Annotated in this window: 19 protein-coding genes, 1 tRNA gene and 1 pseudogene; 11 read left to right on the top strand and 10 right to left on the bottom strand. The window is 62.2% G+C overall.

The annotated features are described in order from the left end of the window. Nucleotides 1–7 precede the first annotated feature (7 nt). The 4 genes from fliI to fliF are packed head-to-tail and all read right to left on the bottom strand — an operon-like array spanning nt 8 to nt 5,153. Entirely contained in the window at nt 8–1,393 is a 1,386-nt protein-coding gene (gene fliI / locus CKO42_RS07890; protein WP_200241668.1) for a flagellar protein export ATPase FliI, read from the bottom strand. Further along, the gene (locus tag CKO42_RS07885) at nt 1,390–2,427 is read right to left on the bottom strand and encodes a flagellar assembly protein FliH (RefSeq protein WP_200241663.1); all 1,038 of its coding nucleotides are present in this window, start codon (nt 2,425–2,427) and stop codon (nt 1,390–1,392) included. The genes fliI and CKO42_RS07885 overlap by 4 nt, the downstream gene beginning before the upstream one ends. Further along, nucleotides 2,420–3,436, bottom strand: coding sequence for a flagellar motor switch protein FliG (fliG, locus tag CKO42_RS07880; protein WP_242479209.1), 1,017 nt, complete (start codon nt 3,434–3,436; stop codon nt 2,420–2,422). The genes CKO42_RS07885 and fliG overlap by 8 nt, the downstream gene beginning before the upstream one ends. 4 nt (nt 3,437–3,440) lie before the next feature. Next, the gene (fliF, locus tag CKO42_RS07875; protein WP_200241658.1) at nt 3,441–5,153 is read right to left on the bottom strand and encodes a flagellar basal-body MS-ring/collar protein FliF; all 1,713 of its coding nucleotides are present in this window, start codon (nt 5,151–5,153) and stop codon (nt 3,441–3,443) included. 494 nt (nt 5,154–5,647) lie between these two features. Here fliF and fliE point away from each other — a divergent pair, with 494 nt between their 5' ends. The 4 genes from fliE to CKO42_RS07855 all read left to right on the top strand — a co-directional run bounded on the left by fliE (nt 5,648) and on the right by CKO42_RS07855 (nt 7,068). Next, nucleotides 5,648–6,040 carry a flagellar hook-basal body complex protein FliE gene (gene fliE, locus CKO42_RS07870; protein WP_200241655.1) on the top strand — a complete coding sequence of 131 codons (393 nt, stop codon included), beginning with the start codon at nt 5,648–5,650 and terminating at the stop codon, nt 6,038–6,040. 208 nt (nt 6,041–6,248) lie between these two features. After that, nucleotides 6,249–6,482 (top strand): type II toxin-antitoxin system Phd/YefM family antitoxin, encoded by a 234-nt coding sequence (locus CKO42_RS07865; RefSeq protein WP_200241652.1) that lies wholly within the window; start codon nt 6,249–6,251, stop codon nt 6,480–6,482. Next, entirely contained in the window at nt 6,482–6,736 is a 255-nt protein-coding gene (locus tag CKO42_RS07860) for a hypothetical protein (RefSeq protein WP_200241647.1), read from the top strand. The genes CKO42_RS07865 and CKO42_RS07860 overlap by 1 nt, the downstream gene beginning before the upstream one ends. Before the next feature lie 50 nt (nt 6,737–6,786). Then, nucleotides 6,787–7,068, top strand: a complete 282-nt coding sequence (locus CKO42_RS07855) for a hypothetical protein (protein ID WP_200241644.1) — start codon at nt 6,787–6,789, stop codon at nt 7,066–7,068. A gap of 120 nt (nt 7,069–7,188) precedes the next feature. Here the strand turns inward: CKO42_RS07855 and CKO42_RS07850 are convergent, their stop codons facing one another. Next, nucleotides 7,189–7,488 carry an RNA recognition motif domain-containing protein gene (locus CKO42_RS07850; protein ID WP_200241641.1) on the bottom strand — a complete coding sequence of 100 codons (300 nt, stop codon included), beginning with the start codon at nt 7,486–7,488 and terminating at the stop codon, nt 7,189–7,191. A 509-nt stretch (nt 7,489–7,997) separates the two neighbouring features. Here CKO42_RS07850 and CKO42_RS07845 point away from each other — a divergent pair. Both CKO42_RS07845 and CKO42_RS07835 read left to right on the top strand, forming a co-directional pair. Continuing rightward, nucleotides 7,998–9,793, top strand: a pseudogene (locus CKO42_RS07845) (putative bifunctional diguanylate cyclase/phosphodiesterase). A gap of 73 nt (nt 9,794–9,866) precedes the next feature. Continuing rightward, the gene (locus CKO42_RS07835; protein WP_200241624.1) at nt 9,867–10,877 is read left to right on the top strand and encodes a TauD/TfdA dioxygenase family protein; all 1,011 of its coding nucleotides are present in this window, start codon (nt 9,867–9,869) and stop codon (nt 10,875–10,877) included. A 308-nt stretch (nt 10,878–11,185) separates the two neighbouring features. Here the strand turns inward: CKO42_RS07835 and CKO42_RS07830 are convergent. Then, nucleotides 11,186–11,261, bottom strand: a tRNA-Ala gene (locus CKO42_RS07830). Nucleotides 11,262–11,408: 147 nt separating this feature from the next. Between CKO42_RS07830 and arsS the strand changes: the two genes are divergently transcribed. The 3 genes from arsS (at nt 11,409) to CKO42_RS07815 (ending at nt 15,622) form a co-directional block, all read left to right on the top strand. After that, entirely contained in the window at nt 11,409–12,437 is a 1,029-nt protein-coding gene (arsS, locus tag CKO42_RS07825) for an arsenosugar biosynthesis radical SAM (seleno)protein ArsS (protein ID WP_200241620.1), read from the top strand. 54 nt (nt 12,438–12,491) lie between these two features. Next, entirely contained in the window at nt 12,492–14,837 is a 2,346-nt protein-coding gene (locus tag CKO42_RS07820) for an ATP-binding protein (RefSeq protein ID WP_200241616.1), read from the top strand. A 167-nt stretch (nt 14,838–15,004) separates the two neighbouring features. Next, nucleotides 15,005–15,622, top strand: coding sequence for a TIGR04282 family arsenosugar biosynthesis glycosyltransferase (locus CKO42_RS07815; protein ID WP_200241607.1), 618 nt, complete (start codon nt 15,005–15,007; stop codon nt 15,620–15,622). Between the two features lie 233 nt (nt 15,623–15,855). Here CKO42_RS07815 and CKO42_RS07810 read toward each other — a convergent pair whose 3' ends face one another. Further along, nucleotides 15,856–16,677 carry a cytochrome C assembly family protein gene (locus CKO42_RS07810; RefSeq protein WP_200241588.1) on the bottom strand — a complete coding sequence of 274 codons (822 nt, stop codon included), beginning with the start codon at nt 16,675–16,677 and terminating at the stop codon, nt 15,856–15,858. Between the two features lie 222 nt (nt 16,678–16,899). Here CKO42_RS07810 and ffh point away from each other — a divergent pair, with 222 nt between their 5' ends. Together ffh and CKO42_RS07800 are read left to right on the top strand one after the other, a co-directional pair. After that, nucleotides 16,900–18,315: a signal recognition particle protein gene (gene ffh, locus CKO42_RS07805; protein ID WP_200241578.1), complete on the top strand. Its 1,416-nt coding sequence runs from the start codon at nt 16,900–16,902 to the stop codon at nt 18,313–18,315. Nucleotides 18,316–18,371: 56 nt separating this feature from the next. Beyond that, on the top strand, nt 18,372–21,914 hold the full coding sequence (locus CKO42_RS07800) for an EAL domain-containing protein (RefSeq protein ID WP_200241576.1): 3,543 nt from the start codon (nt 18,372–18,374) through the stop codon (nt 21,912–21,914). Between the two features lie 68 nt (nt 21,915–21,982). Here CKO42_RS07800 and CKO42_RS07795 read toward each other — a convergent pair whose 3' ends face one another. Genes CKO42_RS07795 through CKO42_RS07785 form a run of 3 tightly spaced genes read right to left on the bottom strand, consistent with a single transcriptional unit; the run spans nt 21,983 to nt 25,610 of the window. Next, nucleotides 21,983–23,560 carry an SAM-dependent methyltransferase gene (locus tag CKO42_RS07795; RefSeq protein ID WP_242479208.1) on the bottom strand — a complete coding sequence of 526 codons (1,578 nt, stop codon included), beginning with the start codon at nt 23,558–23,560 and terminating at the stop codon, nt 21,983–21,985. Beyond that, a complete protein-coding gene (locus CKO42_RS07790) occupies nt 23,560–24,324 on the bottom strand; it encodes a DUF1365 domain-containing protein (protein ID WP_200241561.1) in 765 nt (254 codons plus the stop codon). Before CKO42_RS07790 ends, CKO42_RS07795 begins: the two co-directional genes overlap by 1 nt. Then, complete coding sequence (locus CKO42_RS07785) at nt 24,321–25,610, bottom strand: NAD(P)/FAD-dependent oxidoreductase (RefSeq protein WP_200241557.1); 1,290 nt, start codon at nt 25,608–25,610, stop codon at nt 24,321–24,323. The genes CKO42_RS07790 and CKO42_RS07785 overlap by 4 nt, the downstream gene beginning before the upstream one ends. Nucleotides 25,611–25,809: the final 199 nt, after the last annotated feature.

Raw genomic sequence — 25,809 nt, 5'->3', positions numbered from 1 at the left:
TCCTCCATTATTGTCCTACTGCTGCTGCCAGCGCCTGTCGGGCGTCCGATACGCTGGCGGCCTCTTCGATGCCCTGTTGCAAAAAGCCCTCAAGCTGAGGATACCGCTGCACAGCTTCATCAAGTCCCGGGTCATGGCCTGGACTGTAGGCGCCGACACTGATTAGATCCCGATTGCGCTGGTAGCGCGAGAACAATTGTTTAAATCGTTGCGCCTGGCGTTGCTGTGGCTCATCGACAATGGCCGTCATCGCGCGACTGATCGACGCCTCGATATCGATCGCCGGGTAGTGCCCCGCATCCGCGAGCGCACGCGAGAGCACGATATGTCCATCCAGGATCGCGCGCGCCGAGTCTGCAATCGGGTCCTGCTGATCGTCGCCTTCAGTCAGTACGGTATAGAAGGCCGTGATCGAGCCGCCCCCTCGGGTCGCGTTCCCAGCGCGCTCGACCAGATGCGGCAGCTTTGCAAACACCGAAGGCGGATAACCTTTGGTCGCCGGTGGCTCACCCACCGCCAAGGCGATCTCACGTTGTGCCATCGCGTAGCGAGTCAATGAGTCCATGATCAACAACACCGCCAGTCCTTGATCGCGGAACCACTCGGCCAGTCGCGTCGCGTACGCCGCCCCCTGCAACCGTTGCAGCGGCGAGGTGTCGGCCGGCGCGGCGACCACCACCGCCCGGCGCCGGCCCTGCTCGCCCAGAATATTATCGATGAAGTCCTGCACCTCACGGCCGCGCTCGCCGATGAGCCCCACCACAATGACGTCAGCACGGGTATAGCGGGCCATCATCCCAAGCAGCACCGACTTGCCGACACCGGAGCCCGCGAAGAGCCCCATGCGTTGGCCGCGACCGACGCTCAACAGCGCATTGATTGCACGGATGCCCACATCAATCTGTTCGTTGATGGGCGCCCGCAGCAGCGGGTTCAGCGGCGGTACCGTCAGATGCCCGTGGGGTGCGTCATCCAGTGCATCGAGTCCGTCCAGTGGTTCGCCGTTGCCATCGACGACCCGCCCCAGCAGCGTCTCGCCCAACGGAAACCGGCGCGCACTGCCGCGCGTCCCTTCGCCTAGCGCAAATACGCGCGCCCCGGGCTGCAGGCCCGTGATTCCTGCCAGCGGCATCAGGAACAGCTTCTCGTCCGAGAATCCAACCACCTCTGCCTCGGCAAAGCGCGGCTCATCTTCACCGAAAGGGGAGGGCAGTTCGATCAAACAGCCGCCACCCAGCGGGACCTGCAGCCCAACCGTCTCGATGATCATGCCGGTCGCGCGCATGACGCGCCCACTGGTCCGCCACGGCGGGATGATCTCGATGCGCCCGCGCACCTGGTGCAGCGACTGATGCCAGCGCTGAGTGTGCGGATTCTCGACAACTGCGCTCATTCGTCGGCCTGCGGCTGCGTCTGAGGCCCTTCAGCCACCGGTGACCCTTCAGCCGCCGGTGAGCCAGGCGCCTCGTCCGGCTCGACGGCTGCTGCCTCAGCGGCGTCGAGCAGCGCTTGCGAGGCGGCGGTTTGCTCGCTGGCTGAGCGGCGGCTTCGCACCTGCTGGCGAACGGTGTGCCAGCGTGATTCCCAAGTCGCATCCAACTCACCCGTGCCACTGGTCACGCGGCAGCCGCCGCGGCTCACCTGATCATCCGGCTGCAGCGCCCAGCCGGCCGCCGCCAGCTCCTGGCCCAGATACTTGTTCACCAGATCATAATCCCGAGGATGCAGCCACAGCCGCGGCTTTCCATGCATGGCAGGCTCGCTATGCAAGAGCCCTCGAACCAGATCAACGACCTGCGTCGGGTTCGCATCCAGCGCCTCGCCGGCCAAATGGCGGCCGGTGGCGAGCGCTAGCTCAACCAAGTCTTTCGCCATCTCGTCATTCAGGAGTGCCAGCGCGTCGCTAAACTGCAGCGCAAGATTTCGCACCGGCTTCAGCGTCTCGGTGATCTGCTGCTCCAACTCTTCGCGCGCCGCCTTGCGGCCTTCCTCCAAGCCCTTCGCATAGCCCTCGGCCTGGCCGGCCTTGAGGCCCGCAGCATGGCCTTCTTTACGCGCCGCCTCCTGTACTTGCTTGCGCTCGGCATCCAGTGCCTTCTTCTGCGCGTCCGTCGGGCGTCCTCGTTTGGGCTTCTCAGCCGCCTGCTGCGGTCCCTTTTGCGGCTGCTTCTGTTGCTCCTTCTGTTGTTCCTCCGGTTGCGCTTTCCGCGACACCGGTGCCGTTGGCGTCTCAGCCTTCGGTGGACTCGCGCTCGCGCTGCCGTGCTTGCCATGTCCCGGCTGTGCCGCACTCTCAGTTGAGCGCGTCGCCGCAGACGGCCGCGCGTTCGCTGCAGCCTTTTCACGCCGCGGGCCTAGCTCCGTCATCTGCCAGCGCCGCCACGGCACATCCTGCCCGCGCGTGATCTTGGCGTCCGCCTCAGACATAGTTGTCGTCGGCGCCGCCAATGATGATCTCGCCGCTCTCTGAGAGTCGGCGCGCGACCTGCAGAATCGCCTTTTGCTCGGCCTCTACCTGCGACACGCGCATCGGGCCGCGGGCCTCCATGTCCTCGCGGATCATCTCCGATGCACGCGACGACATGTTGCGCAAGAAGGCCTCGACCAGATTCTCCGGCGCGCCCTTCAAGGCCACCACCAGGCTGTCGGTATCGATCTCCTTCAGCAACAGCTGGATACTGCGATCGTCCAGCTCGATGAGGTTCTCGAACAGGAACATCTCGTCGATGATCTTCTGTGCCAGATCCTCGCTGTGTGCGCGCACGGTCTCGATCGCCGCCTCCTCCTGAGTCGTGTTCATCATATTCAGGATCTCGGCTGCTGTGCGTACGCCACCCATCTTGCTGCGCTTCAGCGTCTGACCGTCAAGCATGCCAGTGAGTACCTCGGTGAGTTCTTGTAGCGCCGCCGGCTGCACACCGCTAAAGGTCGCGATCCGCAGCACCACATCGTTGCGCAGCTTATCATCGAACAACTCCAGCACCGCCGCCGCCTGGCGCCGCTCAAGATGCACGAGTACCGTGGCAATGATCTGCGGATGCTCGTCACGGATCAGCTCCGAGACCATCGACGCCTCCATCAGATTCAGCGAATCGATGCCAGAGCCGCCCTTGTGCTCGAAGATGTCCTCGAGCAAGCTTGCGGCGCGTTCCTCGCCCAACGCCATGCTCAGTACTGAACGGATATGATCACTCGAGTTCAGGTTTAGCGCGACAAACTCCTCCTGTTCGTTCTGGAACGCATCCAAGACCGCGTTCATCTCCGCGTGCGAAACCTGGTCGAGTTTGGTCATCTCCGTGCTGACCTCTTGCACTTCCTGTGGCGCCATCCGCTTGAACACCTCAGCAGCGCTCTCGTCATCGAGCGCCAGCATCAGAATCGCGCTGCGCCGCGCGCCGCTCATTTTGTCGAGGATGGCCTTGGAATTCGCGTCCATCTGTTCATTGCTCATTCTTTAGCCAGTTGCGCACTATCAGCGCCACGATATGCGGATTCTCACGCGCTGTTTGTCGCAGCTCAGCGAGTTTTTGCTGATACCCTAACGCCTTGTTACGGCGCGGCCTTTGGTAAGGTTCTTCGTCGTCTTCGAATGCACCCTCGGCGCCTTCTTCATCGCCGACTTCCACATTCAGACCTTCCGGGGTCGCCGCTGCCAGCTCCGGCGGGCGTGTATGGTGCTTAATAAACGGCCGCAGCACGAGCAGGTAGCCGAACAGCAGCACGATAAACCACATCAGTGGCTCGCCAATGAGCGTCATCACCTTGATCAGCTCAGGATCTTGCCACCATGCCATGTCTGCCTCTGCGTCGAAGCGGCTGAATGGGCTGTTCACCACCTCGATGGAGTCGCCGCGCTCTGCCGAGAAGCCGATCGCCTGGCGTGCCAGACTCGCGACCTGCTCTAACTCCTCCGCGCTCAGTGCGACTGACTCGAGCTCGCCTGCATCGTTGCGCTCGATCCGATAGTCCACCACCACTGCCGCCGAGACACGCTCAATTATGCCGCGCTCTTTACGCACATGCGCGACGCTGCGGTCAACTTCGAAGTTGACGACATCATCGCGCTCCAGGGAGATGGGCTCCTTGGGTGGTGCGGCGTCTTCGTCGTTGGCTTGGTCCGCATCGGCGTCATCCGGCAGTGGCAGCTCGATTGGCGAACCCGCGACGCCGGGCGGCGAATTGCTGAGTGCACCCGGAATCCCGCCCGCAGACTCCTCATCACCATTATAGCTAAGGTTCGATTGGCGACTGCGGACCGCCGCCTCATTTGGCGCCTGATTCGGCGCGAAGCGCTCAGAGGTCTCCTCGCGCTGGGAAAAGTCGATCTGCGCCGAGACCTGTGCCCGCACCCGGTCGCGGCCAAAGATGGGCGCGAGAATGTTCTCGATGCGTCGCTGATAAGCGCGCTCAACCTCATCCCGATAGATCAGCAGTGTGGCGTCTAGGTCGTTTGGTTTCGGGTCCTGCGACAGCATCTGCCCGCGCTGATCGACGATGGTCACCTCATCTGCCGACAGCTCCGGCACGCTGCTGGCCACCAGATGCCGAATCGCGCTGACCTGCTCCTCGCTCAGCGAGCGCCCGCCAAACAGCGTCAGCACCACCGAGGCCTTGGCCGGCTCACGCTCACGCACAAACACCGAGGGCCGCGCCATCGCCAGATGCACGCGCGCCTCTTCCACCGCCCCCAGCGACTCGATCGAGCGCGACAACTCGCCTTCTAGCGAGCGCTGAAAATTCACCTGCTCGGCAAACTGGCTGATGCCAAACGCCTGCGTATCCATCAGCTCGAAGCCGACATTACCGCCGCGCGGCAGCCCTTGCTCCGCCAGTTGCAGGCGCAGACTGTGCACCTGATCGGCTGGCACCAACAGCGCCTGGCCACCCTGGCTGAACTGATACGGCACCTGCCGTGTATCCAGCTCGCTAATGATGCGCCCGCCGTCCGCCTCGCTCAGATTGCTGAACAGCACCCGATAGTCCGGCGCTCGCGTCCACAGAAAGAGCGCCGTCACTACCGCCACCAAGGCGGCGCCAGCAATGAGCAGCGCAAGGGGTTGGTTGGCGCGCAGTAGGGCAGGCAGGCGCTGCAGCGGACCGCCGGCATCGGCGCCGCCGCTGTTCTCCCCGTTTACGCGCGTCTCCTCGCTCACGCGCGCCTCCCGTTGCGAGCTTTAGCTGCCATCCTGGGCTTCGTGGTTAAGAGACATGGAGATGGTGAACGCAGTTGGCATCCGTTCGTCCAGGATTGGCCGCCGGTTTGCCAAGAAGTGTAAAGTACAACAGTGTCAGACTGAAGAAACTTTAGCAAAGGCTGGAAAAGCGATGATTATATCGGCTAAATGCAGCGATGCCAGGTCTGCTGTCGCTGTTAAGCTACCATCCGAAGGTGGATGTCTGGTCTGCCAGAGGCAGGCATGCTGATGAGGCAGGCAGGCAAGCATGCCGAAGATGGGCAACACCTCGCCGCCCAGTCCAAATCATCATCCGCACTCCAGCCGTGCAACCCTCAGCGCCAGCAACAAACGCTGACCGATCAAGAGCCCCACTGATCAAGAGCCCCACTGATCAAGAGCCCGCGCTGACCAAGAGCCCGCGCTGACCAAGAGCCCGCGCTGACCAAGAGCCCCTAGGAGCCATCCAGACCATGAACGACCTGCCCAGCCTCGAGCCCGCGCTCGCCACCATGCGCCTGCTGGCCAGCCAGGCCAGCGGTACTAGTACAGCCAATCAATCCGGTAGCGGGGCCGCGGCAGTGAACGGGGCGGGAACCATCGGCGGGCCAGCAGGGGGAGCACAGACCGGCCCAGTTGCGGCGGGGGGATTCGCCGCAGAGCTGCGGCATTCGATCCAGCGCATCAACGCGCTACAGATCGACGCTGTTGATAAGGGCAAGGCGTTTCAGGCCGGCGACCCCTCCGTCACCCTCAACGACCTGATGATCGACGTCCAAAAGGCCAGCGTCGCCTTCGAGTTCGGCAAACAGGTGCGCAACCGCATCATCACTGCCTATAAAGAAGTCATGCGCATGCAGGTCTAGCGCCCGCCCGCCCGCGCTCACTAAAATCCAAATTCCTTTCTGGATTGGATAGGTAGCGAAATCGCTTCGATCAGGTCAGGGTGCGCCTGATCCAGGCCGACCCCAGCAAGGCCAAACCGTAGTCCGTCCAGGTTTTCGCGCGGTTTGCCAAGACCACCTGCCGAAGATCGACTTAGTCGATAGCTTAGTCCACATCAGTCAACCCGTCATGACCACCATCGTCAACGTTCACGAAGCAAAGACCCATTTCTCAAAACTCCTTGAGCAGGCCCATCGTGGCCAAGAGATCATTGTCGCCAAGGCCGGTAAGCCTTATGCCCGACTTTTGCCGCTCGCCAATGCAGCACCGCAACGTCAACCGGGCCGACTGGCAGGCAGGGTGGATGATGCCTTCTTTGAACCATTGCCCGAGGAGGAGATTCGCGCTTGGGAGGCTGAATGATGCGGGTTTTGCTCGACACTCACGCCTTCCTCTGGTGGACAACGAACAACCCTCAGCTATCGGTCGGCGTCGATGATGCGGTCGTTATCCAGGTTCTGCTGGCCCTGATTCGTCATCCCGGTTTAGGGCCTGCGGAGGTGGTGCGCAGCCTGCGCGGGCACTCGCCACCGATTGTGCTGGAGCAGGTGGTTGCGGTGTTTGCTCGATATGCTCTGGAGGAGGTCGGCAAAAAAGGGGGGTCTACGAACGACTGAGGTGGTTCCGGCACCATGCTCGCCTGGCCGGGTGGTCAGCAGCCGAGGTGGTGCGGGCGACGGCGCGCACGCAGGAGCCCATCCCCTGTATCGATTTTGTTGCCGAGGCTGAACGCTGCCCACTCTGCGGGAAGGCGGTGCAGGCACAAAAGAGCAAGCGGCGGCGCGTCGTGACCGTGGCTGCGGGCGCTTTTGTGGCCAGGAAGATCCGTAAGTGCTGCAGCAGCGGCGACAGCAGCCATCCGGTACTGGTCTCCGAGAAGCTCTCCGGTCTGGTTCCCGCGCAACAAGGCGCTTGTGAGATGAGTTGTGGCGTTAAGTGTCCGGCGTGAGCACGCCTCGATGACGCTTGAGAAGATAGAAAGTCGGATGCCAATGGCCCCTTCGGCTCGCGCCTCAGGTACTCCTGAAGCGCTTCGGCAATGGCCTAAGCCGAAGGGATGGAATGGTGCTTACCAGCGACCGCCGCCGCCGCCACCTGAGCGACCGCCGCCACCGCCGCCACGATCACTGCGAGGCTTGGCTTGGTTTACGCGGAGCGGGCGACCCTTTAAAGGCTGCTCGTTCAGTTCCTTGATGGCCGCGTCTGCCTCGTTGTTGTTGGGCATCTCAACGAAGGCGAAGCCCTTGGACTCCCCAGTGAACTTGTCAGTGATCAGATTCGCGCTCTCGACGTTGCCGAAGGCAGCAAAGGCCTCGCGCAGCTCGTCCTGGGTCACGCCATAGGCCAAATTGCCAACGTAGATATTCATTCAGTCAGGTCTCTCTAGTAGCACGCATAGTAGAAAAGGAAATCCGCTGCCCGGCCGATGCGTCAAACAGGTAGCAGTTGGGCATGACGGTGCAGGCACCGCCGAGTGCTTTTCGTGGAATGGGGATGGGATCACTCAGTGTGGATCAGTGCAGATACGACGCACCGCATGGGGGTGGTCGCCATCAGGCTCGTTATTCTGGCGTCACCATACACCCAACTTCGCGGCGTTGATAGCAAAAGAATCGGTTCGAGGCCTTACTGCTGTCAGAAAGGCCTCGGGGCCGTTGCCGGCGTCGCCGCCTTAGCGGGTCCGACGTTTTGCGCTTCGTGGCAGACCTGGCCTGACTTTGCTACTCAAGATCAACCGTGATCTGGGGGCGACATGTCTGCCTAGAAGGGATTCGAGAACCGATTGGCCGCTGAGCGGCAGAGACCCTTTTCTGATCTGCCTCAAGCCGCTAGACTCGCCTAAACCGGTACGGACGCTTGAGAGGTTTGGCAGAGCCCATGCGAGAAGAACGGACAACGAACGCAGACCAGACTTCTCAGAGGCTGGTGGTTGAGGTTGATACCGCACCTGGGGACTCGGAGATACTCCTAGAGGAGCGTGCGCGGCGTTTACGTCTCGCCATCGATGCCGCTGAGATTGGAACCTGGGAATACGATCTCCAACAGCAGCGACTGCTGTGGGATCGTCGGATGCACAGGCTGCACCACCTGGATCAGTCGACCGCACGCATCGACCTGGCCGCTTGGCGTGATCGAGTGCATCCCGCGGATCGCTTTCGGGCGATCAGCACGATGCTCAGGGCGGCTCGCTCGGATCAGCCCTACTTCACGCAACTGCGGGTGCTCTCGCCCTCAGGCGACTGTCGCCACCTGCGCATGCATGCCAGGTGCGTCCAAGACGCGCTGACCCGGGGCTGGTGCTTGGTAGGTGTCTGTTACGACATGACCAACCATCACCAGGCCTCAGCGCGGGCCGAGCAGCTCGCGCTCTATGACGAACTGACAGAACTGCCGAATCGGCGGCTCTTGCTCGACCGACTGCGGCGTGCGATTGCGTTGACGGCCCGCCAGAACTGTTATCGCGCATTCCTGCTCCTCGACCTCGATGGCTTTAAGCGCATCAACGACACCCTCGGCCATGCCGTCGGCGACCAGCTATTGGCCACCTTTAGTGGGCGTTTGCGTCGGGGCCTGAGGCAAACGGATACCGCAGCGCGCCTTGGCGGTGATGAGTTCGTGGTTCTCTGCGAGGCGCTCAGCGCGGACCGAGAGATAGCAACCCAAGAGGCGGCTAGCATCGCCTCGAAACTCATGCGTTTGGCGGCGGCCCCTTATCGGTTGGCTGGTGACCAGGAGCGGCCCCTGTACTGCTCCGCTAGCATCGGCATCACGCTCTTTGCTGATGCCTCCAGCAGCGCTGATGAGCTGATGAAGCAGGCCGATATCGCGATGTACGAGGCGAAGCGGGGTGGTCGTGACACCTGGCGCTTTTTCGAGCTAAGCATGCAGCATGAGCTTGAGATTAAAGAGACCCGCTCCCTGGCCTTACGGCATGCCTTGCATCATGACGAATTGACCCTGCACTACCTGCCACAGGTCGATGCCAGCGGCCAATGGTGTGGCTGCGAGGCGCTGGTCCGATGGGCGGCCTCGGACAAGGAGCTGCGGCGCCCCGATGCCTTTCTTAAGCTGGCCGAGGATAGCGGTCTGATCCAGGCCCTCGATGACTGGGTGCTGCGGCGGGCATGCCAGGATTTCGCCTCGATACCTCCCATGGCGAATCATGCCGAGCTTCATCTTGGTGTCAATGTCAGTGTGCTCAATTGCTCGACACCGACTTCGCAGAGCGGGTTATCCGCACCGTTGAAGCTGCGGGTCTGAGGCCACAGCAAGTCCGGCTTGAAGTGACCGAGCAGTCGCTGTTCGCCAATGTCGAGCATGTCGAAGCCGCTCTTGAGCGGTTGCAGCACAGTGGCATCGCCGTGGTGCTGGACGACTACGGAACCGGCTCGTCGTCGCTACTTCAGCTCCAGCGTCTCGCGTTTCAGGCAGTGAAGATCGATCAGGCGCTGATCAAAGACATCGAGCACAACCCCTCGCGGCTGGTCATCGTGCGCGCCGCGCTCAGTGTCGCTAAGGCATTTTCGATTCCGGTCATCGCCGAAGGGGTTGAGACGAAGGCTCAGTATGATCTGCTTCGCGCCGAAGGTTGCACCCTGTTTCAGGGGTACTTCTTCGCCGCGCCAATGCCGCTCGAGGATCTGGTGCAGGGGTTCGAGCGCAGAGAACGCTAGCGCACCCGATGTGACTCGCGGAGTTGGAAGGTAGCATGCGAGGCCAAATCACTGAGAGTCGAGGAGAGCGATGATGAAGCTTGCGCGCGTTTCACCACTCGATCCGTCACGGGTCGCGTTAATCGAGCGTTTTGGTGGCCATATTGAGCCACTCGATCCCATCGGCGCCCTGGTGCACGGAGTCGATCTGTCCGCGGATGCCCCGCCACCCGAGGAGGTCAGGCGGGCGTTGGAACTCGAGATGGCTCAGCGGGGATTCCTCGTTTTCAGGAGCGAGCGGCAGCTCGAGCCTGAAGCCTTCCTCCGCGCCAGTTGCTGGTGGGGTGGCAAGGAGTTGCACAGCACGCATGGGGTGCATCCGGCAACGCCTGATGGCAATCGCGACATCTTTCGGTTGTCGAACGATCCGAAGCATGGCATCCCGGGTGTTGGGCCTCAGTGGCACAACGATGGCAGCTTCAACCCCACGACCTTCTCACACTCCGGCTACCACATTATCCGCCCGGCGGAGAAAGGCGGAGGAACCTGCTTTGCTCATCAGGGTGCCGCTTATGACGCACTTCCAGCGGAACGTCAGCCGGACTGGAGCCGACTGTCTTCCGTTAATTCCAACAGCGGTGTTGTCCATCCGCTGGTGCATGTCCATCCGCTATCGGGCCGAAAAAGCGTTTGGCTACACCTAGGGATGACAGGGGCCGTGTTCGAAAGACTGACCAACCGCGATGGCTTTCGATTGCTGGACGCTGAGGAGTTGCAACGTCTTTGTCGCGAATACAATGACCTGCTCAATGCCGGGCTGCACGATGGCTACGCGGTGACCTATGAATACTCCGAGGGTGACTGCGTCTTCATCGATAACCTGGCTGTCGCCCACCGGGCCGCGCCAGAGGCACACCGGCCGGTCGAAGAACAGGGTCTACGCATTATGCACCGCAGCACTGTGCGAGGTGTTGACTTGCTCAGGCCCCGCGATGAACTGCCGGTTCATGTCGACATTCATGGGCCCAATCCCGCGGGCGAAGGCGTCTGGCAGGGAGGCGGCGTCGGCTTTCGGTGGGACGCTGATATTCCGATGCAGAATTAGTCGCGAGCGAAACGAAGTGCCTGGTCCAATCGCCGACATGCCCGAGTGTCGATGATCCACAACCGGCCCAGCACCATCAATGTGATTCTGATGGTGATCGCAAGACAGCAGCACGACGACACTAGCTCCCCGGCAATCGTCATCGGCCGCTCCCGCCTCACTGTCTATGCTGCGCGAGGCCCTGAGCGTGCAGGATCTGAAACGAGGATTGATCGCCCTAGCTAGGGTTGGCCGGCTGGTCAAGGGCAGCAGCGACAAACATCGGCTTCGATCCGCTTTTTCAAATCAAGGTTTTATGATTAAACAAATGGTGGAGCTGAGGGGGATCGAACCCCTGACCTCCGCATTGCGAACGCGGCGCTCTCCCAGCTGAGCTACAGCCCCTATGTGAGGGTGGTTGATGGCATCGCCTTGGTTGCTGGTGATCGAGACGAGTGGCTACTCGGGCGGCCATGCGGTTGAATGTTACCACTGCCGGCGTATCTTGTGAGCAGTCTGTTCTCAACTTTTACCGTCGCTCGGAGCTGTGTCGTGCTGGATTCAAAACCGCTGCTGTTCCCCTCTGATTTTCCGCTGATCCGGCGCCGTCGACTGACGACGCTGCAAGTGAATCTCGGTTATCGCTGCAACCAGTCGTGCCTGCACTGCCATGTGGATGCAGGCCCTAAGCGCACTGAGGAGATGAGCCTCGAGACGCTCGATGAGTTGGTGGCCTTTCTGCGGCATGGCGACCTGACCCTGTTGGATATAACCGGCGGTGCGCCGGAGTTGAATCAGGTGTTTCGACCGTTGGTAATCGCGGCGCGCGAGCTTGGTGTGCGGGTGGTGGATCGCTGTAACCTGACCATCTTAGAGGAGCCGGGGCAGGAGGACCTCGCGGACTTCTTGGCCGAGCATCAGGTCGAGGTGATCGCGTCCTTGCCCTGCTATCTGCAGGAGAATGTCGATGCGCAACGCGGATCTGGCACCTTTGATGCGAGCCTGCGTGGTCTGCGCGCCCTGAATCTGCGCGGCTATGGTCGTTCCGATAGCCGCCTGTCGCTCAGCTTGGTCTACAATCCTACCGGTGCCAGCTTACCGCCTTCCCAGTGCGCGCTCGAGGCCGAGTACAAGCGCGAGCTCAAGGCGCGTTATGGGATCGACTTCAACCGTCTGCTGACCTTGGCGAATATGCCGATCCGGCGTTTCGGCAGCTGGTTGCAATCGACGCGGCAGTTCGATGACTATCTGGGGCTCTTGAAGTCGGCGCATCAGGCTGCGAACCTGGAGGCGGTGATGTGTCGTGACCTGATCAGCGTCGACTGGCAGGGCTACCTCTATGACTGCGACTTCAATCAGATGCTCGGTCTGCCACTGCGCCACGGCGATGGTGACGGTGACGGTGACGGTAACCGGCACCGTCACAGCCGGAGCCCGAGTAGCCCTAACCAGCGTGAGCGTCTGCATCTCCGTGATCTGACCTCAGCGGAGCTGCTCAGAGAGCGTTCCATCCAGGTCGGTGAGCATTGTTACGGCTGCACCGCTGGGCAGGGCAGTAGCTGCGGCGGAGCGCTTGCCTAGGGCTTGCGCCGCAGCGCCGAACCCGAATCGGACGTGACGCTCGGAGGAACCTTTTTGTTGGACTTTGTCACGGCGTCGTCTCTTGGGCTGATTACCTTTGCTGCGATCGCCCTGTTTTATCATCATCATCTGTGGCAGTGGCTGCCCGACCAGGCGAGCCGCCAGCTGATGCTGGGTGGACTGCTTGGTCTGGGGGCCGTTCAGGTGATGCTGCAGCCGGTCGAGCTCGCCCCCGGCCTGTTGCTGGACGCACGGGTGTTGCTGATGGGCTTTGCGGGCCTGTTGGCGGGCTGGCGCGGCGCGGCAGCCGCGATGCTCGTGGCGATTCCCGCGCGCCTGCTCATGGGCGGCCAAGGCGCCTTTGTTGGCAGCATCACCTTGACCATCGCGCCGCTGATTGGCCTCGTCTGGCGGCTCATCGAAGTTCGCTGGCGCCTGAAGCCGCCATGGCGTCATCTGGTCTTTGGGGGAGTCCTCTCGCTGGCCTTGTCGACCATCCTCTTGTTCCCCGAGCCGCAGCGGAGTCTGGCGTTGCGAGAGGCCTTGCCCATCCTCATCGCGGTGAATCTGCTCGGTGCGCTCTTGGCGGGATGGATGGACTCGGGTATCCAGACCACCGCGGCGCGCCGAGAACGCCTCCGACAAAGGGATGAACAACGCTTCAAGGATCTGACCCTGATCCTAGCGGACTGGATCTGGGAGACCGACGCCGACGGGCGCTATACCTATGTCTCCGACAAGGCGACGGACTGCCTCGGCCGTGCGCCCGAGGACTTGCTTGGCAAGACGCCCTTCGACCTGATGCCGGCAGCGGAGGCCGCGCGGGCGAGCACGCGCTTCCAGGCGATCGCCGCCGAGCAGCGATGGTTCACCGACTGGGAACACCTCGTCTGCCACCGCGATGGATCCATGCGTCATCTGCTGGCCAGCGGCATACCGATCTTCGACGCGAACGGCGAGCTTAAAGGCTATCGCGGGTCAGGCAAGGACATTACCGAGCGCAAGCAGGCCGAGCTGGCGCTGCAGGCGGCCAAGGCCGAGGCCGAGTTGGCGAACCAGGCCAAATCGGCGTTCCTGGCCAACATGAGCCACGAGATCCGCACACCGATGAACGCCATCATCGGCATGACGCATCTGGTCTTGCAGACCCCACTCGATGAGCGCCAACGCAACTATATCGACAAGGTCGGCCGCTCCGCCGACGCCCTGCTCGGCATCCTCAACGACATTTTGGACTTCTCCAAGATCGAGGCCGGCAAGCTCGCCATCGAGCGCATCGACTTCAGCCTCGAAGACGTCCTCGGCAACCTCTCTGCGGTCATCGGTCTCAAGGCCGAGGAGAAGGGCCTGGAGCTCATCTTCGACCTGCCCGCTGATCTGCCTGTGGCCCTAATCGGCGATCCGCTGCGCCTGGGGCAGATCTTGACCAATCTCAGCAACAACGCGGTGAAGTTCACCGCCTCTGGCGAGATCATCATCGGTGCTGAGGTGCTCGCACAGGACACCGAGACCTGCCGGCTGCATTTCTCCGTGCGTGATACCGGCATTGGTCTCAGCGCCGAGCAACAGGGCAAGCTGTTTCAGTCCTTCAGTCAGGCCGATGCCTCCACCACGCGTCGCTTTGGCGGCACCGGGTTGGGGCTGGCGATCTCCAAGCGCCTGACCGAGCTGATGGGCGGCGAGATCTGGGTCGAGAGCAGGCCCGGCGTCGGCAGCAGCTTCCATTTTACGGCTCAGCTCGGCCTGCAACAGGGCGAGCACGCGCGTTCGCCCATCGGCCTCAGCGAGCTGGGCGCGCTGCGGCTGCTGGTGGTGGACGACAACGCCAGCGCCCGCGAGACACTCTCAGCCATCCTCAGCAGCCTCGGGCTCCGCGTGGACGCCGCGGCCAGCGGCGAGGAAGCGCTGAGTCAATTGCGCGCAGCCGTGCCAGATGACCCCTACCGGCTGGTGCTGCTGGACTGGTGCATGCCTGGACTCGACGGCGTGGCCACGGCGCGGGCCATCGAGCAGTGCTCCGATATCAGTCCGTTGCCAACCCTACTCATGGTCACCGCCTACGGACGCGAGGAGGCCATAGCCGCGGCCAGGGGGCTCGACATCCGCGGCTTCTTGAACAAGCCTGCGACCCCTTCCGACCTGCTCGATGCCATCCTGCGCGCCCTCGGCCGCAGTGCAGCCGCCCAGCTGCGGCCGCGCCACGATCGCGCTGCCGTTCCAGGCTGCGACCCAAGCTGCCACCCAAGCACAGCTCGACCCTGTGCTGGCCGAGCTGGCCGAGTTGATCGCCGGTTCTCATTACAATGCGGCAAACCGCCTCGAGGCGGCACAGCAGCTATTCATCGCCGCCGGGCTCGCGGACGCGCTAGAGCCACTTCGGCAGGCACTGGAGGCCTATGATTTCGAGACCGCTCAGACCCTCATGGAGCAGCTTGGGCGACCTGCTGTCCCACAACCAGGACAGGTTCCATGACGGGTGATGGCGATACCACGCAGGCTTGCCGGAACGACCGCGTTTGGATTGCTGTGGCTGCTCCATCGGTAGAGATGGACGGAAAGCCGCGCTGATGCGTTTTCCAAACGCCCGCATCTTGGTCTTTGCCAAGGCGCCCGTGCCTGGCCAGTGCAAGACGCGACTGATTCCGGCGCTCGGCGCTGAGGGGGCGGCGCAACTCGCCGAGGCACTGTTGTGTCACACCCTTGAGCGGGTGACCAATGCGCGCCTAGCACCCGTGGAGCTCTGGTGCGCGCCTGAAACGACTCATCCGCTGTTTCTGCAGTTAGCAGAGCGCCTGCAGCTGTGCTTGCAGGTCCAGCGCGGTCCGGACCTAGGTGCCCGACTGCAGGCCGCCGCTGCGAGCGCGCTTGGGCGGGCGGAGCGGGTGCTGCTGATCGGCACCGACTGTCCAGACCTAGACGCCAGCTATCTGCAGCAAGCGCTGCAGGCGCTGACCAAGCAGAGGGCGGTGTTGGGTCCGGCAAAGGATGGCGGCTATGTGCTGCTGGGTCTGCGCCGAGAGGCCTTGTCGGCACTGTCGCTGCTGTTGACGAAGATGCCTTGGGGGACAGCACAGGTCGCGCAGATCACCCGGGAGCGGATGCGCGATGCTGGACTGGCATGGACAGAATTAGCGAGCCTGGCTGACATCGACCAGCCGGAAGACTTGGCGCTCCTTGAGCGCTGACGACGCCGGTAAAAACCTCATGTCCTGCTCTCATCCTGCTCCCATCCTAGTCCCCCGAAACGTGAGAGAGGCCGTGGTTGTTCAATGATCTGTCAAGTTTCGGCACCGCCCCGGTGTTATCGAAGGCGCTTGAGGCTGTGGTGGCGCCATGATCCGTTCAGTCCTGCGCCCTGTGGCACGAGTGTTTTCGGACAGGGCCTTGGAATTTGAGGCCTGAGGAGCAGGGGAGACGCTCAGGCGGGTTGATGCAGGATCAGCTCGAGCACCAGCTTGGAGCCAAAGTAGGCGAGGATCAGGATGCCGAAACCGGTCAGGGTCCAGGAGATCGCCTTGCGACCGCGCCAGCCCCAGAGGCGCCGGCCGAGCAGCAGTCCGCCGAAGACCAGCCAAGCGACCACCGAGAGCACGGTTTTGTGCACCAGATGCTGCGCGAACATGTTCTCGAGGAACGCAAAACCGCTCAGCAGCGCCAGGGTGAGGAGGAAGAAGCCGATGCCGATCATCTCGAACATCATCTCTTCCATCGTCATCAGCGGCGGCAGCGCGCGGACAAAGCCACCGGGTTTGCGCCCGCGCAGGTAGGAATCCTGAATCCACAGCAGCACCGCTTGCACGCTGGCAAGCGTGAGCAGGCTGTAGGCCAGCATTGAGAGCAGCACGTGCAGCTTCAACACCCAACTGGTGGACTCGCCTAGGAACGGCGTGCTCGGGTAGAGCATATCGAGCAGCACCGTGACGCCCGCGAGCGGCAGTACCACCAGGCCGAGGTTCTCAATCGGCTTGGTTAGGCTCGAGAGCAGCAGTGAGGCGACGACAGTCCAGGCCGCCAGAGAAAGGGCGTTGAAGAAGGCTAGATTCAGCGTGTCATGGCTGAAGATGACGGTGTACAGCAACCAGGTGTGCAGGGTCAGCCCGGCGTAGGCGAGGCCGAGCGTGACACCGCGGAGTTTGGCTGTGTTCGAGTCCGGTTGATGCGTGAACAGGCGCCAGCCGATGAGCGTGGCGGAGCCGAAGTAGGCGATCAGGGTTGCGATCGAGATGACGACGTTGTTCATAGTCTGCGATCATCGCACAAGCGAGACGGCCTGCAAACGAAAGTCAGCCCGGCAACCGCTGCTTTCCGGAGACTCAATCGCGCTGCCTTGACGTAGGTTAACAAACCGCGGCCAGCAACCGTTCCGATACTCGCGGAGCTGGCGCGCGTCAATCGATTGGGTCGAAATAAACCGGCTATCGGCAAACAAGTAAATCCCCAAACAGGATCATTCAGAGACATCATGTTCGACAATCTTCAGGATCGCTTCGGCGAGGTGCTGAAGGGCCTGCGCGGTCAGGCTCGGCTCACCGAGGACAACATCAAGGAGACCCTGCGCGAGGTGCGCATGGCCCTGCTCGAGGCCGACGTCGCCTTGCCCGTGGTGCGCGGGTTCATCGAGCGCGTGCGCGAGAAATCCCTCGGCGCCGAGGTGACCAAGAGTCTCACGCCCGGGCAGGAGCTGATCAAGATCGTCAACGACGAATTGGTCAGCCTCATGGGCGAGGCCAATGAAGGCCTTGACCTGCGCCAGCAGCCACCGGCGGTGATCCTGCTCGCTGGCCTGCAGGGCTCCGGTAAGACGACCAGCGCTGGCAAGCTTGCGCGCTACCTCAAAGAGCGCCAGAAGAAGCGCGTGATGGTGGTGAGCTGCGATATCTATCGCCCCGCCGCCATCGATCAGCTGCGCACCGTTGCCGCCGAGGTCGATGCCGTCTTCTTCCCCAGCACGCCGCAGCAGCAGCCGGTCGAGATCGCCAAGGCCGCGCTCGATGCGGCGCGCCGCCAGGGCCAGGACGTGCTCATCGTCGACAGTGCCGGCCGGCTCGCGATTGATGAGCGGATGATGCAGGAGATCAAGGACCTGCACGCCGCGGTGACGCCGATCGAGACGCTGTTCGTGGTCGATAGCATGACCGGCCAGGATGCCGCAAAGACCGCACGTGCCTTTCACGACGCGCTGCCGCTCACCGGTGTGGTACTGACCAAGACCGATGGCGATGCCCGTGGCGGTGCCGCGCTCTCCATCCGCGAGATCACTGGAAAGCCGATCAAGTTCTTGGGCGTTGGTGAGAAGAGCGATGCGCTCGAGCCCTTCCATCCGGACCGCATCGCGTCGCGTATCCTCGGCATGGGCGACGTGGTCTCGCTGGTCGAGGAGATGCAGCAGAAGGTCGATCATCAGAAGGCCGAAAAGCTGGCGAAGAAGATCAAGAAGGGTAAAGCCTTCGACCTCGTCGATTTTCGTGATCAGCTCCAGCAGATGAGCGCCATGGGTGGCATGGCTGGGCTAATGGACAAGCTGCCGGGCGCCGGTCAACTGCCCGAGCATATGAAGAGCCAGGTCAATGACAAGGAGGTGGTGAAGCTGATAGCCATCGTCGACTCGATGACGCCGATGGAACGTGAGCATCCGCAGATCATCAAGGGCTCGCGGCGGCGACGGATCGCCATCGGCTCGGGCACTCAGGTGCAGGATGTGAACAAGCTGATGAAGCAGTTCACCCAGATGCAGAAGGTGATGAAGAAGATGAAGGGCGGCAACATGGCCAAGATGATGCGCCAGATGCAGGGCCGACTGCCGCCGGGGATGGGCGGCATGGGTGGGGGGATGCCGCCGGGTGGTGGCTTTCCGCCCGGTGGCGGTTTTCCAATGTAGACCTGCTGTGGTGATGCCTCGCTGCCAGGCTCAGCCTTTGCCCGGTGGCCGTTCGCGTGACGGCTGCCGTTGCCATGCTGGCGGCCAAGGCGAACGGAGTCGATGCGAATGAGGAGTCGATGCGGATGAGCATCCTCAGTGGGCTTGTACAGAACGCCTCCCTGCTGCTTGCGTTAGCGTTCGCGCACGGTCTCTTTGTCGCGCGCTTGCCGCGTGATCAACGCTCAACCCAGGCCCTGATCGGGATACTGTTTGGGTTGACGGCGCTGTTGGGCATGGTCTACCCAGTGGTCGTCGGTCCATTGATCTTCGACGGGCGCACCGTCGTGATCGGCATCGCCGGGCTGTTTGGAGGCATGCCGGCTGCGGTGATCTCTGGCCTCATCGCGAGCCTCTACCGCGGCTGGCTCGGTGGTCCTGGGGTTGGCATGGGGATCGCGACCATCGTCACCGCGGCCAGCTTTGGCGCCCTGTTCCATTATCTGCGTCGCCGCGGTCAGGTCGAGATCAGCGTTTGGACCCTACTGCTCTTCGGCTTGGTGGTGCATCTGGTCGCGCTGGGCTGGGTCATCCTGTTGCCGACGACGCTAAGGGTGCAGGTGCTCAGGGACGTCGCGCTGCCGTTTCTCGTTGTGTTGCCGGCGATTGGCGTGCTGCTCGGTTTGTTGCTGCGCGGGCAAGAACAGCGGGTCGATGATGAGCGTGCCTTGCGCGAGAGCGAGTCTAGGTTGCTGGAAGCACGCAGTTTCCTCTCGACCCTGGTGGCCACGATCCCGGACCTGGTCTGGCTTAAAGATCCGGATGGTGTCTACCTCGCGTGCAATCCGCGTTTCGAGCGTCTTTTTGGTGCCACCGAGGCTGAGATCAAGGGCCGGCGCGATTCGGATTTCGTTCCGGCCGCCGAGGCGAAAGCCTTTCGCCAGCATGACCTTGACGCCATTGCTGCCGGTGGCTCAAGCGTCAATCAGGAGACCCTGACCTTCGCCGATGATGGCCATCAGGAGCAGGTCGAGACGATCAAGACCCCGATGTTCGATGCTGAGGGGCGCTTGGTCGGCGTGCTCGGCATTGCCCGTGACATTGGCGCCCAGCTGCAGACGCTCGAGGCATTGAAACGCGAGCGCGATCGCATCCAAGAGCTGCATGAGCGGATCCAGAAGATCGCCGCACATGTGCCGGGCATGATCTACCAGTACCAACGTTGGCCGGATGGCCGCAGTGCCTTCCCGTTCGCCAGTGAAGGTATCAAGGTGATCTACGGCCTTGAGGTCGCGAGCGTCGTCGAGGATGCGAGTCCAGTGTTGAGCGTGCTCCACCCGGATGATGTCGACCGAATCATGGCCTCAATTGAGCGTTCTGCCACTGAGCTGACCATTTGGCGAGAAAACTATCGGGTCAGATTCCCCGATGGTCGCACGCGATGGGTGGAGGGCGAGGCCTCGCCGCAACGCCAACCGGATGGCAGCGTGCTGTGGCATGGCTATATCCACGACGTGACCGAGCGCAAACAGGCAGAGGTACAGCTTCGGCTCGCCGCCAGTGTCTTCGCCCATAGCCTCGAAGGGATCGTGATTACCGATGCCGATAATCGTCTGGTTGACGTCAATCCAAGCTTCACACGCATCACTGGCTATGGGAGGGAGGAGCTGCTCGGCCATAACCCGAAGATCCTGGCATCGGGTCAGCACGATGCCGAGTTCTACCAGCGCATGTGGGCAGCGATTAACGACGATGGATTCTGGCAGGGTGAGATCTGGAACCGGCGTAAAGACACCGAGGTCTACCCGGAGCTGCTCTCGATCTCAGTCGTGCGTGACCCGGCCGGGGCGGTACTGAATTATATCGGCGTCTTCTCCGATATCAGTCAGTTCAAGGCGCATGAGGCAGAGCTGAATCGCATCGCCCACTATGATCATCTCACCGGTTTGCCAAACCGGCGCCTGCTGACGGATCGGCTCGATCATTCCATCGCCCATATTCGCCGCAAGGGTCGTGTGCTCGCGGTCTGTTATCTCGACCTTGACGGCTTCAAACCGATCAACGACCGCTACGGCCATGCTGTCGGCGACCGCTTTTTGGTCCAGGTTGCCAAGGCCTTGGGTCAGGTGGTGCGTGGCGAGGATACCGTGGCTCGCCTTGGCGGTGACGAGTTTGTTCTGCTGCTCACCGATCTGGGTCAACCAGAGGACTGCTTCGGATTGCTACATCGCGTCCTTGCTGCGGTTCGTGACCCGATTAAGGTTGGAGGGCTGATGCACAGCGTTTCTGCAAGCATTGGCGTCACGCTCTGTCCACCAGACATCGCCGATCCAGACACCTTGCTGCGGCATGCCGATCAGGCCATGTATCAGGCCAAGGAGAGCGGCAAGAACACCTACCATCTTTACGATGCTCAGCAGGATCAGCTGCTACAGGTCCGCCGGCAGAAGCTCGAGCGGATCGGTTTGGCCCTGCAACAGGATGAGCTGGTCCTGCATTTCCAGCCTCAAGTTAATATGATCAGCCGCGAGGTGATCCGCGCTGAGGCCTTGGTGCGCTGGCAACATCCCGAGCAAGGGTTGTTGATGCCGGCCGCCTTCTTGCCCGATATCGAGGGGACCGAACTCGAGGTGAAACTCGATGAGTGGGTCATCGAGAACGTGCTAAAACAGCTTGAGGCTTGGAATTGCGCGGGGCTTGGCCTTTCGGTCAGTATCAATATCGGTGCTCGCCATCTGTTGCGGCCCGATTTCGCAGCACGGCTCGAGGAGCGGCTGCGCGCGCATCCTGATGTCGCCGGAGAAGACCTGGAGCTGGAGATCCTGGAGACGGCCACACTCAGCGATTTCGATCAGGCCCAACGCGTATTGGCGGCTTGTCGCGCGTTTGGGGTGCGCTTTGCCCTCGACGATTTCGGTACTGGCTACTCGTCTCTGGCCTATTTTCGCGCCCTGCCGGTCGATGTGCTGAAGATCGACCAAAGTTTCGTGCGCGACATGCTATATGACCCGGGGGACAAGGAGATCGTCGAAAGCGTCGTGCAGTTATCCCACGCCTTCAACCGGCCAGTGATCGCCGAAGGGGTCGAGACCTTGGCGCATGCGGCCATGTTGACCTGGCTTGGCTGTCGCTTCGGTCAGGGCTATGGGATCGCGCGGCCGATGCCCGCTGAAGCGCTTCCTGAGTGGATCTCCCACTGGTCAGCTGGAGGCGTTTGGAGCGATCTCGAGGCCACTCCAGAGCGCGACGATCTGCCGCTGATGCTCGTGGCTCAGAATCATCGGTATTGGCTGCAAGGCTTTCTCCGTCAGCTTGCGCAGGCAGAGCGCACTCAACTCGCTGACCTAAGACCCGACGATCGGAATTTCGGTCGTTGGTACGCCGGCCCTGGCCGACGCCGCTATAAGACCTTCGCCGAGTTTCAGCCGATGGGTGTCAAGTACGACCGAATGCAGGCAGTTGCCGCCGATCTCCTCGGTCGCATCGAGCGCGGCGAGACCCAGCCAACCGAAGACAGCGTGCAGGCCTTGCAGAAGGCAAGCGATGACCTACTGACAGAGATTGGGCGGCTTATCCATCGCGTGACGCCCAGCGTTCGACAGCCAAGCGAAACGCGCTAACGTTCATCGCGCAGCGCCACCGGGAACGATGAGTCGATGGCTTCAGTGACACCGTTTTCAGCGCGGTTTCAGATGCTGCCTCGGTGCCGCAGCGCGACCTGCATCACATCGATGCGGTCGTCTAGGAATCCGGCCTCACAGTAAGAGAGGTAATAGCGCCACATGCGGATGAAGCGTTCGTCATAGCCCAATGCGCGTACCTCGGTTTCGCGCTTGAGGAAGCGCCGATGCCATGCCCGCAGGGTGCGCGCGTAGTCCTTGCCATAGAAGCTGCGCTCAGTGATCTCGAGCCCGGCCGCCTGTGCTGCCGCGTCGAAGCGGCCGACCGTCGGCAACATGCCGCCTGGGAAGATGTAGTGCTGGATGAAATCTGGGCTCGCTTTGTAGTCGTCAAAGATATCGTCGGCGATGGTGATCACCTGCAGCGCAGCCGTACCGCCTGGGCGCAGACGCTCTCGCAGCGTGTCCATGTAGGTTGGCCAATATTCTTCTCCAACGGCCTCGAACATCTCGATCGAGACGATGTGATCGAAGGTTTCGGTGACATCGCGATAGTCCTGCAGCCGCAGCTCGATTTGGGCGGCGAGCGGGCTGCCGCTGAAGCGCGAGTTGGCCCAAGCCAGCTGTTCCTCCGAGAGCGTGATGCCGGTGAGGTGCAGCCCTTGCTCAGCCGCTGCTTCGGCCATCGCGCCCCAGCCGCAGCCGATCTCCAACAGCCGTTGGCCGGGCTTGGCATCGAGCATCGTCAGCAGGCGCTGATATTTATGTCGCTGCGCCTGCGCGAGGGTTTGGTCGTCGTCATCGTCACTCAGCGCTGTGGTCTGACTTGGCGCTGTTCTCCGGCTTAGCGCTGCAGTCTGACGGGGAACGGCGATTCCGCCGTCTGGCCCGGTTGTTGGCCCCGCTGTTGGCTCGATGGTTGATACGGGGGTTGCGCCTCGGTTTGATCGGTCGTCTGCCGTTGACGTCGGGTCTAGGCACGAGTCGGTGACGGCATTGCGTGCCGCGCCTGAGTGCGGCTGCGCGGTCGGCCGCCGCAGCGTCGGCGCCGAGCCTGGCTCGGTATGGACGGCTTTAAGGGCGGCGCTGGCGTCGGTACTCGAGACGTCATCAGCGTCGGCGCGATAGACAGCGCTGGAGTAGGTCATGCTTGGGTCGAGCCAGAGCTGGTAGAAATCGTTACCAAGGTCGTAGTGATAGGCGATGTTGCGCCGGCTGCCGGTGCGGGTATTGCTGCGCCGCTGATGGCGCCGCGGCGACAATAACCGGTGCAGCGGACCACCGCGTTGGCGCTCGCGCCAGCGATGCTCATTGACCGCAAGCAGGTGCAGGACGGCGGTCGGGTCTGGGCTGTCCCAGTCGCCGGCCATCCAGCTCTCGCCGAGCCCGAGATGGCCCTTGGTTGCCAACCGCCGCGCCATCCGCAGCGGACGTCGGATATCGATCTCCGCCAGCGGTCCCTCCCGCTCGCTATCGAGCAGGTAGCTGCGGCCGCCGAGCCGGAGCCGCAGTTGGCCGGCGGCGATGCGGTCGAACAGCCTGGTGATCGGCCAGATCACCGGCTTCAGCAAGGTGCGCAGAACCGGCCCGAACAGCGGCTGCTGGAGTCGGGGTAGGGCGGCCTCGGCCGTCTTATCGCTTGCCATCAGGTCACCTTTGGATGGGCAGAGTCGGGTTTTGGAACATAGCGCGCACCGCGCAGCCAGATCTTCAAGGCCTGCCAATGGATGGCGACCATCACCTTGAAACTCATCAATGGGGTGCGCCGCAACGCCCGCCACATGGCGCGGTTGCTGAGTGGCTCACCAGCGCCGGACTGGGTCGCGACCAGCTCGAGGCGGCCGTCCTTGTGGAACTGGCGAATGAACACACCGAGCTTCTCATCGGGCTCGGCGAGCCGGAACCGATATTCGCCTGCCACCTCCATCAGTGGCGAGACATAGAAGCATTTCGAGGCCGTGTCGCGAACCGGCCAGGCCAGCGGCTTGCCGCCGTTGGCAAGCAGGTAGAAGTGCGAGTCGCCAAAGGTGTTGCTGACCTCGGCCAAGACCGCGCGTAGCTGCCCGTCGGCGTGCTCGCAGTACCAGAGGCTGAGCGGGTTGAAGCCGAACCCGAGCACCCGCGGCATGCAGAGCAGGCGGATGCGCCCGCCCGCGAGCTCGATGCCGTGCTCGCGCAGCAGTTGGTCGGCCCAGGGCCGCAACGCTGAGCCATCGCGCGGGCCATGGTCTTCGGCCGCGAAGCGCAATAGGCCAAAGCCTTTGTGGGTGCCCAGCAGCGACGGCACGCGGTCTAGCGCATCCAAGTCCAATAGCAGGCTGAAGACCTTGTAGGTAAAGCGATATTGCACCGGGAACAGTCGCCGGTGCATCACCTGAGTGAAGTAGATGCGATGCGGGGTCTCGCTCATCGGGTTGGCTCCGCCGTGGTCAGCATCGAGGTGTCGACTCCGAATCGATCGGCCATCGCCACCGCTGAGGCCAACGCATCCTCATGAAAGCCATAGCCGAAGTAGCTGCCGCAGTACCAAATGCGGTCTTGGCCTTGTAATTCCGCTAGCCGCGGCTGCGCATCCATCGCCGCCTGGTCGAAGACCGGATGATCGTAGCTCATCTCGGCGATGACCTGCTCGTCGGCCGGTGGTCGCAGGGGATTGAGTGAGACCAGATAGTCCTTGCTGGTCTTGAGCCCTTGCAGACGGTTCATCCAGTAAGTCACCGAGACCGCGCGCGAGCCGTCCTGACCTACTTGCGACAGATAATTCCAGGACGACCAGACCTGTCGGCGCTGCGGCATCAGGCCGATGTCGGTATGCAGATACGTCGGGTTTGGCTGATAGCGGAAACAACCCAACAGCGTCTGTTCGGCGGCGCTCGGCTGTTCTAGCAGTGCCAGCGCCTGATCGGCATGGCAGGCCAGCACGACATCGTCGAACATTAGATGATCACCGGATGCCAAACTGACCTCGACTCCCTGCTCGGTCCGTCGGACCGACTGAGCCGCATCGAGGCGCACCTGCTCTGGCCTGATCTCTTCCAGAAAACGATCCACATAGCGTGAGCTGCCGCCGGTGACCGAGCGCCAAAGCGGCCGATCGATCAGGTTCAGCAGGCCATGGTTACTGAAGAACCGCGCCAGGCTTTCTGCCGGGAAATCCAACATGGTCCGCGTCGGACATGACCAGATCGCGGCCGCCATCGGCAGCAGGAAGTGGTCACGGAAACTGTCGCTCATGCGCTCGCGGGCGAGGAGCTCGCCCACGCTGAGCCCATCGAAGCCGCCGTCGCGCAGCATGCCCTTACAGCGCCGATTGAAGCGAACCAGGTCCGCAACCATCCGCAGGAAGCTCGGGCTGACCAGGTTGCGGCGCTGCGCGAATAAGGTGTTCAGGCTGTCGCCCGAGTATTCGATCTCGCCGGGGCCGATCGAGGCCGAGAACGACATATCGCTCTCACGCGTCGCGACGCCAAGCACATCGAACAGGCGCGTCAGCAGCGGATAGTTGGCGATGTTATAGACGATGAAGCCCGTGTCGACCGCGAGTGGCTGACCATCATCGTCGACGTCGATGGTATGGGTATGTCCACCGACGTAGTCGTTGCGCTCGATCAGCGTGACTTGGTGTTGTCGCCTGAGGAGCCAGGTTGCGGCCAAACCGGCAATACCGCTGCCGATAACGGCGATCTTCTTTCGCATGCGTTGGTTATCTTCGTGATGTCCGACAGGCTACCGGCACCAAATCTGGACAGGTCCAGCATTTTCAATGCCTGCGCGTTGTCTGAACTGAGGCTGTCAAGGTGATCTGTTTGTCAGGCGCGCACGATGTCCGCGCCAGTCGCAAGGGTATCGATGATGACGCTCGCCGACAATCCTGGGGGCTTCGAGCCAGTCTAGT

The organism is Lamprobacter modestohalophilus, assembly GCF_016583905.1.
Classification (GTDB): Bacteria; Pseudomonadota; Gammaproteobacteria; order Chromatiales; family Chromatiaceae; genus Lamprobacter; species Lamprobacter modestohalophilus.
This window is presented reverse-complemented; position numbering and strand designations above follow the sequence as displayed.

What these genes read in the sequence shown, in the direction of transcription:
- fliI (WP_200241668.1), bottom strand. Translation starts at nt 1,393, where the DNA reads ATGAGCGCAGTTGTCGAGAATCCGCACACTCAGCGCTGGCATCAGTCG.
- CKO42_RS07885 (WP_200241663.1), bottom strand. Translation starts at nt 2,427, where the DNA reads ATGTCTGAGGCGGACGCCAAGATCACGCGCGGGCAGGATGTGCCGTGG.
- fliG (WP_242479209.1), bottom strand. Translation starts at nt 3,436, where the DNA reads ATGGACGCGAATTCCAAGGCCATCCTCGACAAAATGAGCGGCGCGCGG.
- fliE (WP_200241655.1), top strand. Translation starts at nt 5,648, where the DNA reads ATGAACGACCTGCCCAGCCTCGAGCCCGCGCTCGCCACCATGCGCCTG.
- CKO42_RS07865 (WP_200241652.1), top strand. Translation starts at nt 6,249, where the DNA reads ATGACCACCATCGTCAACGTTCACGAAGCAAAGACCCATTTCTCAAAA.
- CKO42_RS07860 (WP_200241647.1), top strand. Translation starts at nt 6,482, where the DNA reads ATGCGGGTTTTGCTCGACACTCACGCCTTCCTCTGGTGGACAACGAAC.
- CKO42_RS07850 (WP_200241641.1), bottom strand. Translation starts at nt 7,488, where the DNA reads ATGAATATCTACGTTGGCAATTTGGCCTATGGCGTGACCCAGGACGAG.
- CKO42_RS07835 (WP_200241624.1), top strand. Translation starts at nt 9,867, where the DNA reads ATGAAGCTTGCGCGCGTTTCACCACTCGATCCGTCACGGGTCGCGTTA.
- CKO42_RS07815 (WP_200241607.1), top strand. Translation starts at nt 15,005, where the DNA reads ATGCGTTTTCCAAACGCCCGCATCTTGGTCTTTGCCAAGGCGCCCGTG.
- CKO42_RS07810 (WP_200241588.1), bottom strand. Translation starts at nt 16,677, where the DNA reads ATGAACAACGTCGTCATCTCGATCGCAACCCTGATCGCCTACTTCGGC.
- ffh (WP_200241578.1), top strand. Translation starts at nt 16,900, where the DNA reads ATGTTCGACAATCTTCAGGATCGCTTCGGCGAGGTGCTGAAGGGCCTG.
- CKO42_RS07795 (WP_242479208.1), bottom strand. Translation starts at nt 23,560, where the DNA reads ATGGCAAGCGATAAGACGGCCGAGGCCGCCCTACCCCGACTCCAGCAG.
- CKO42_RS07790 (WP_200241561.1), bottom strand. Translation starts at nt 24,324, where the DNA reads ATGAGCGAGACCCCGCATCGCATCTACTTCACTCAGGTGATGCACCGG.
- CKO42_RS07785 (WP_200241557.1), bottom strand. Translation starts at nt 25,610, where the DNA reads ATGCGAAAGAAGATCGCCGTTATCGGCAGCGGTATTGCCGGTTTGGCC.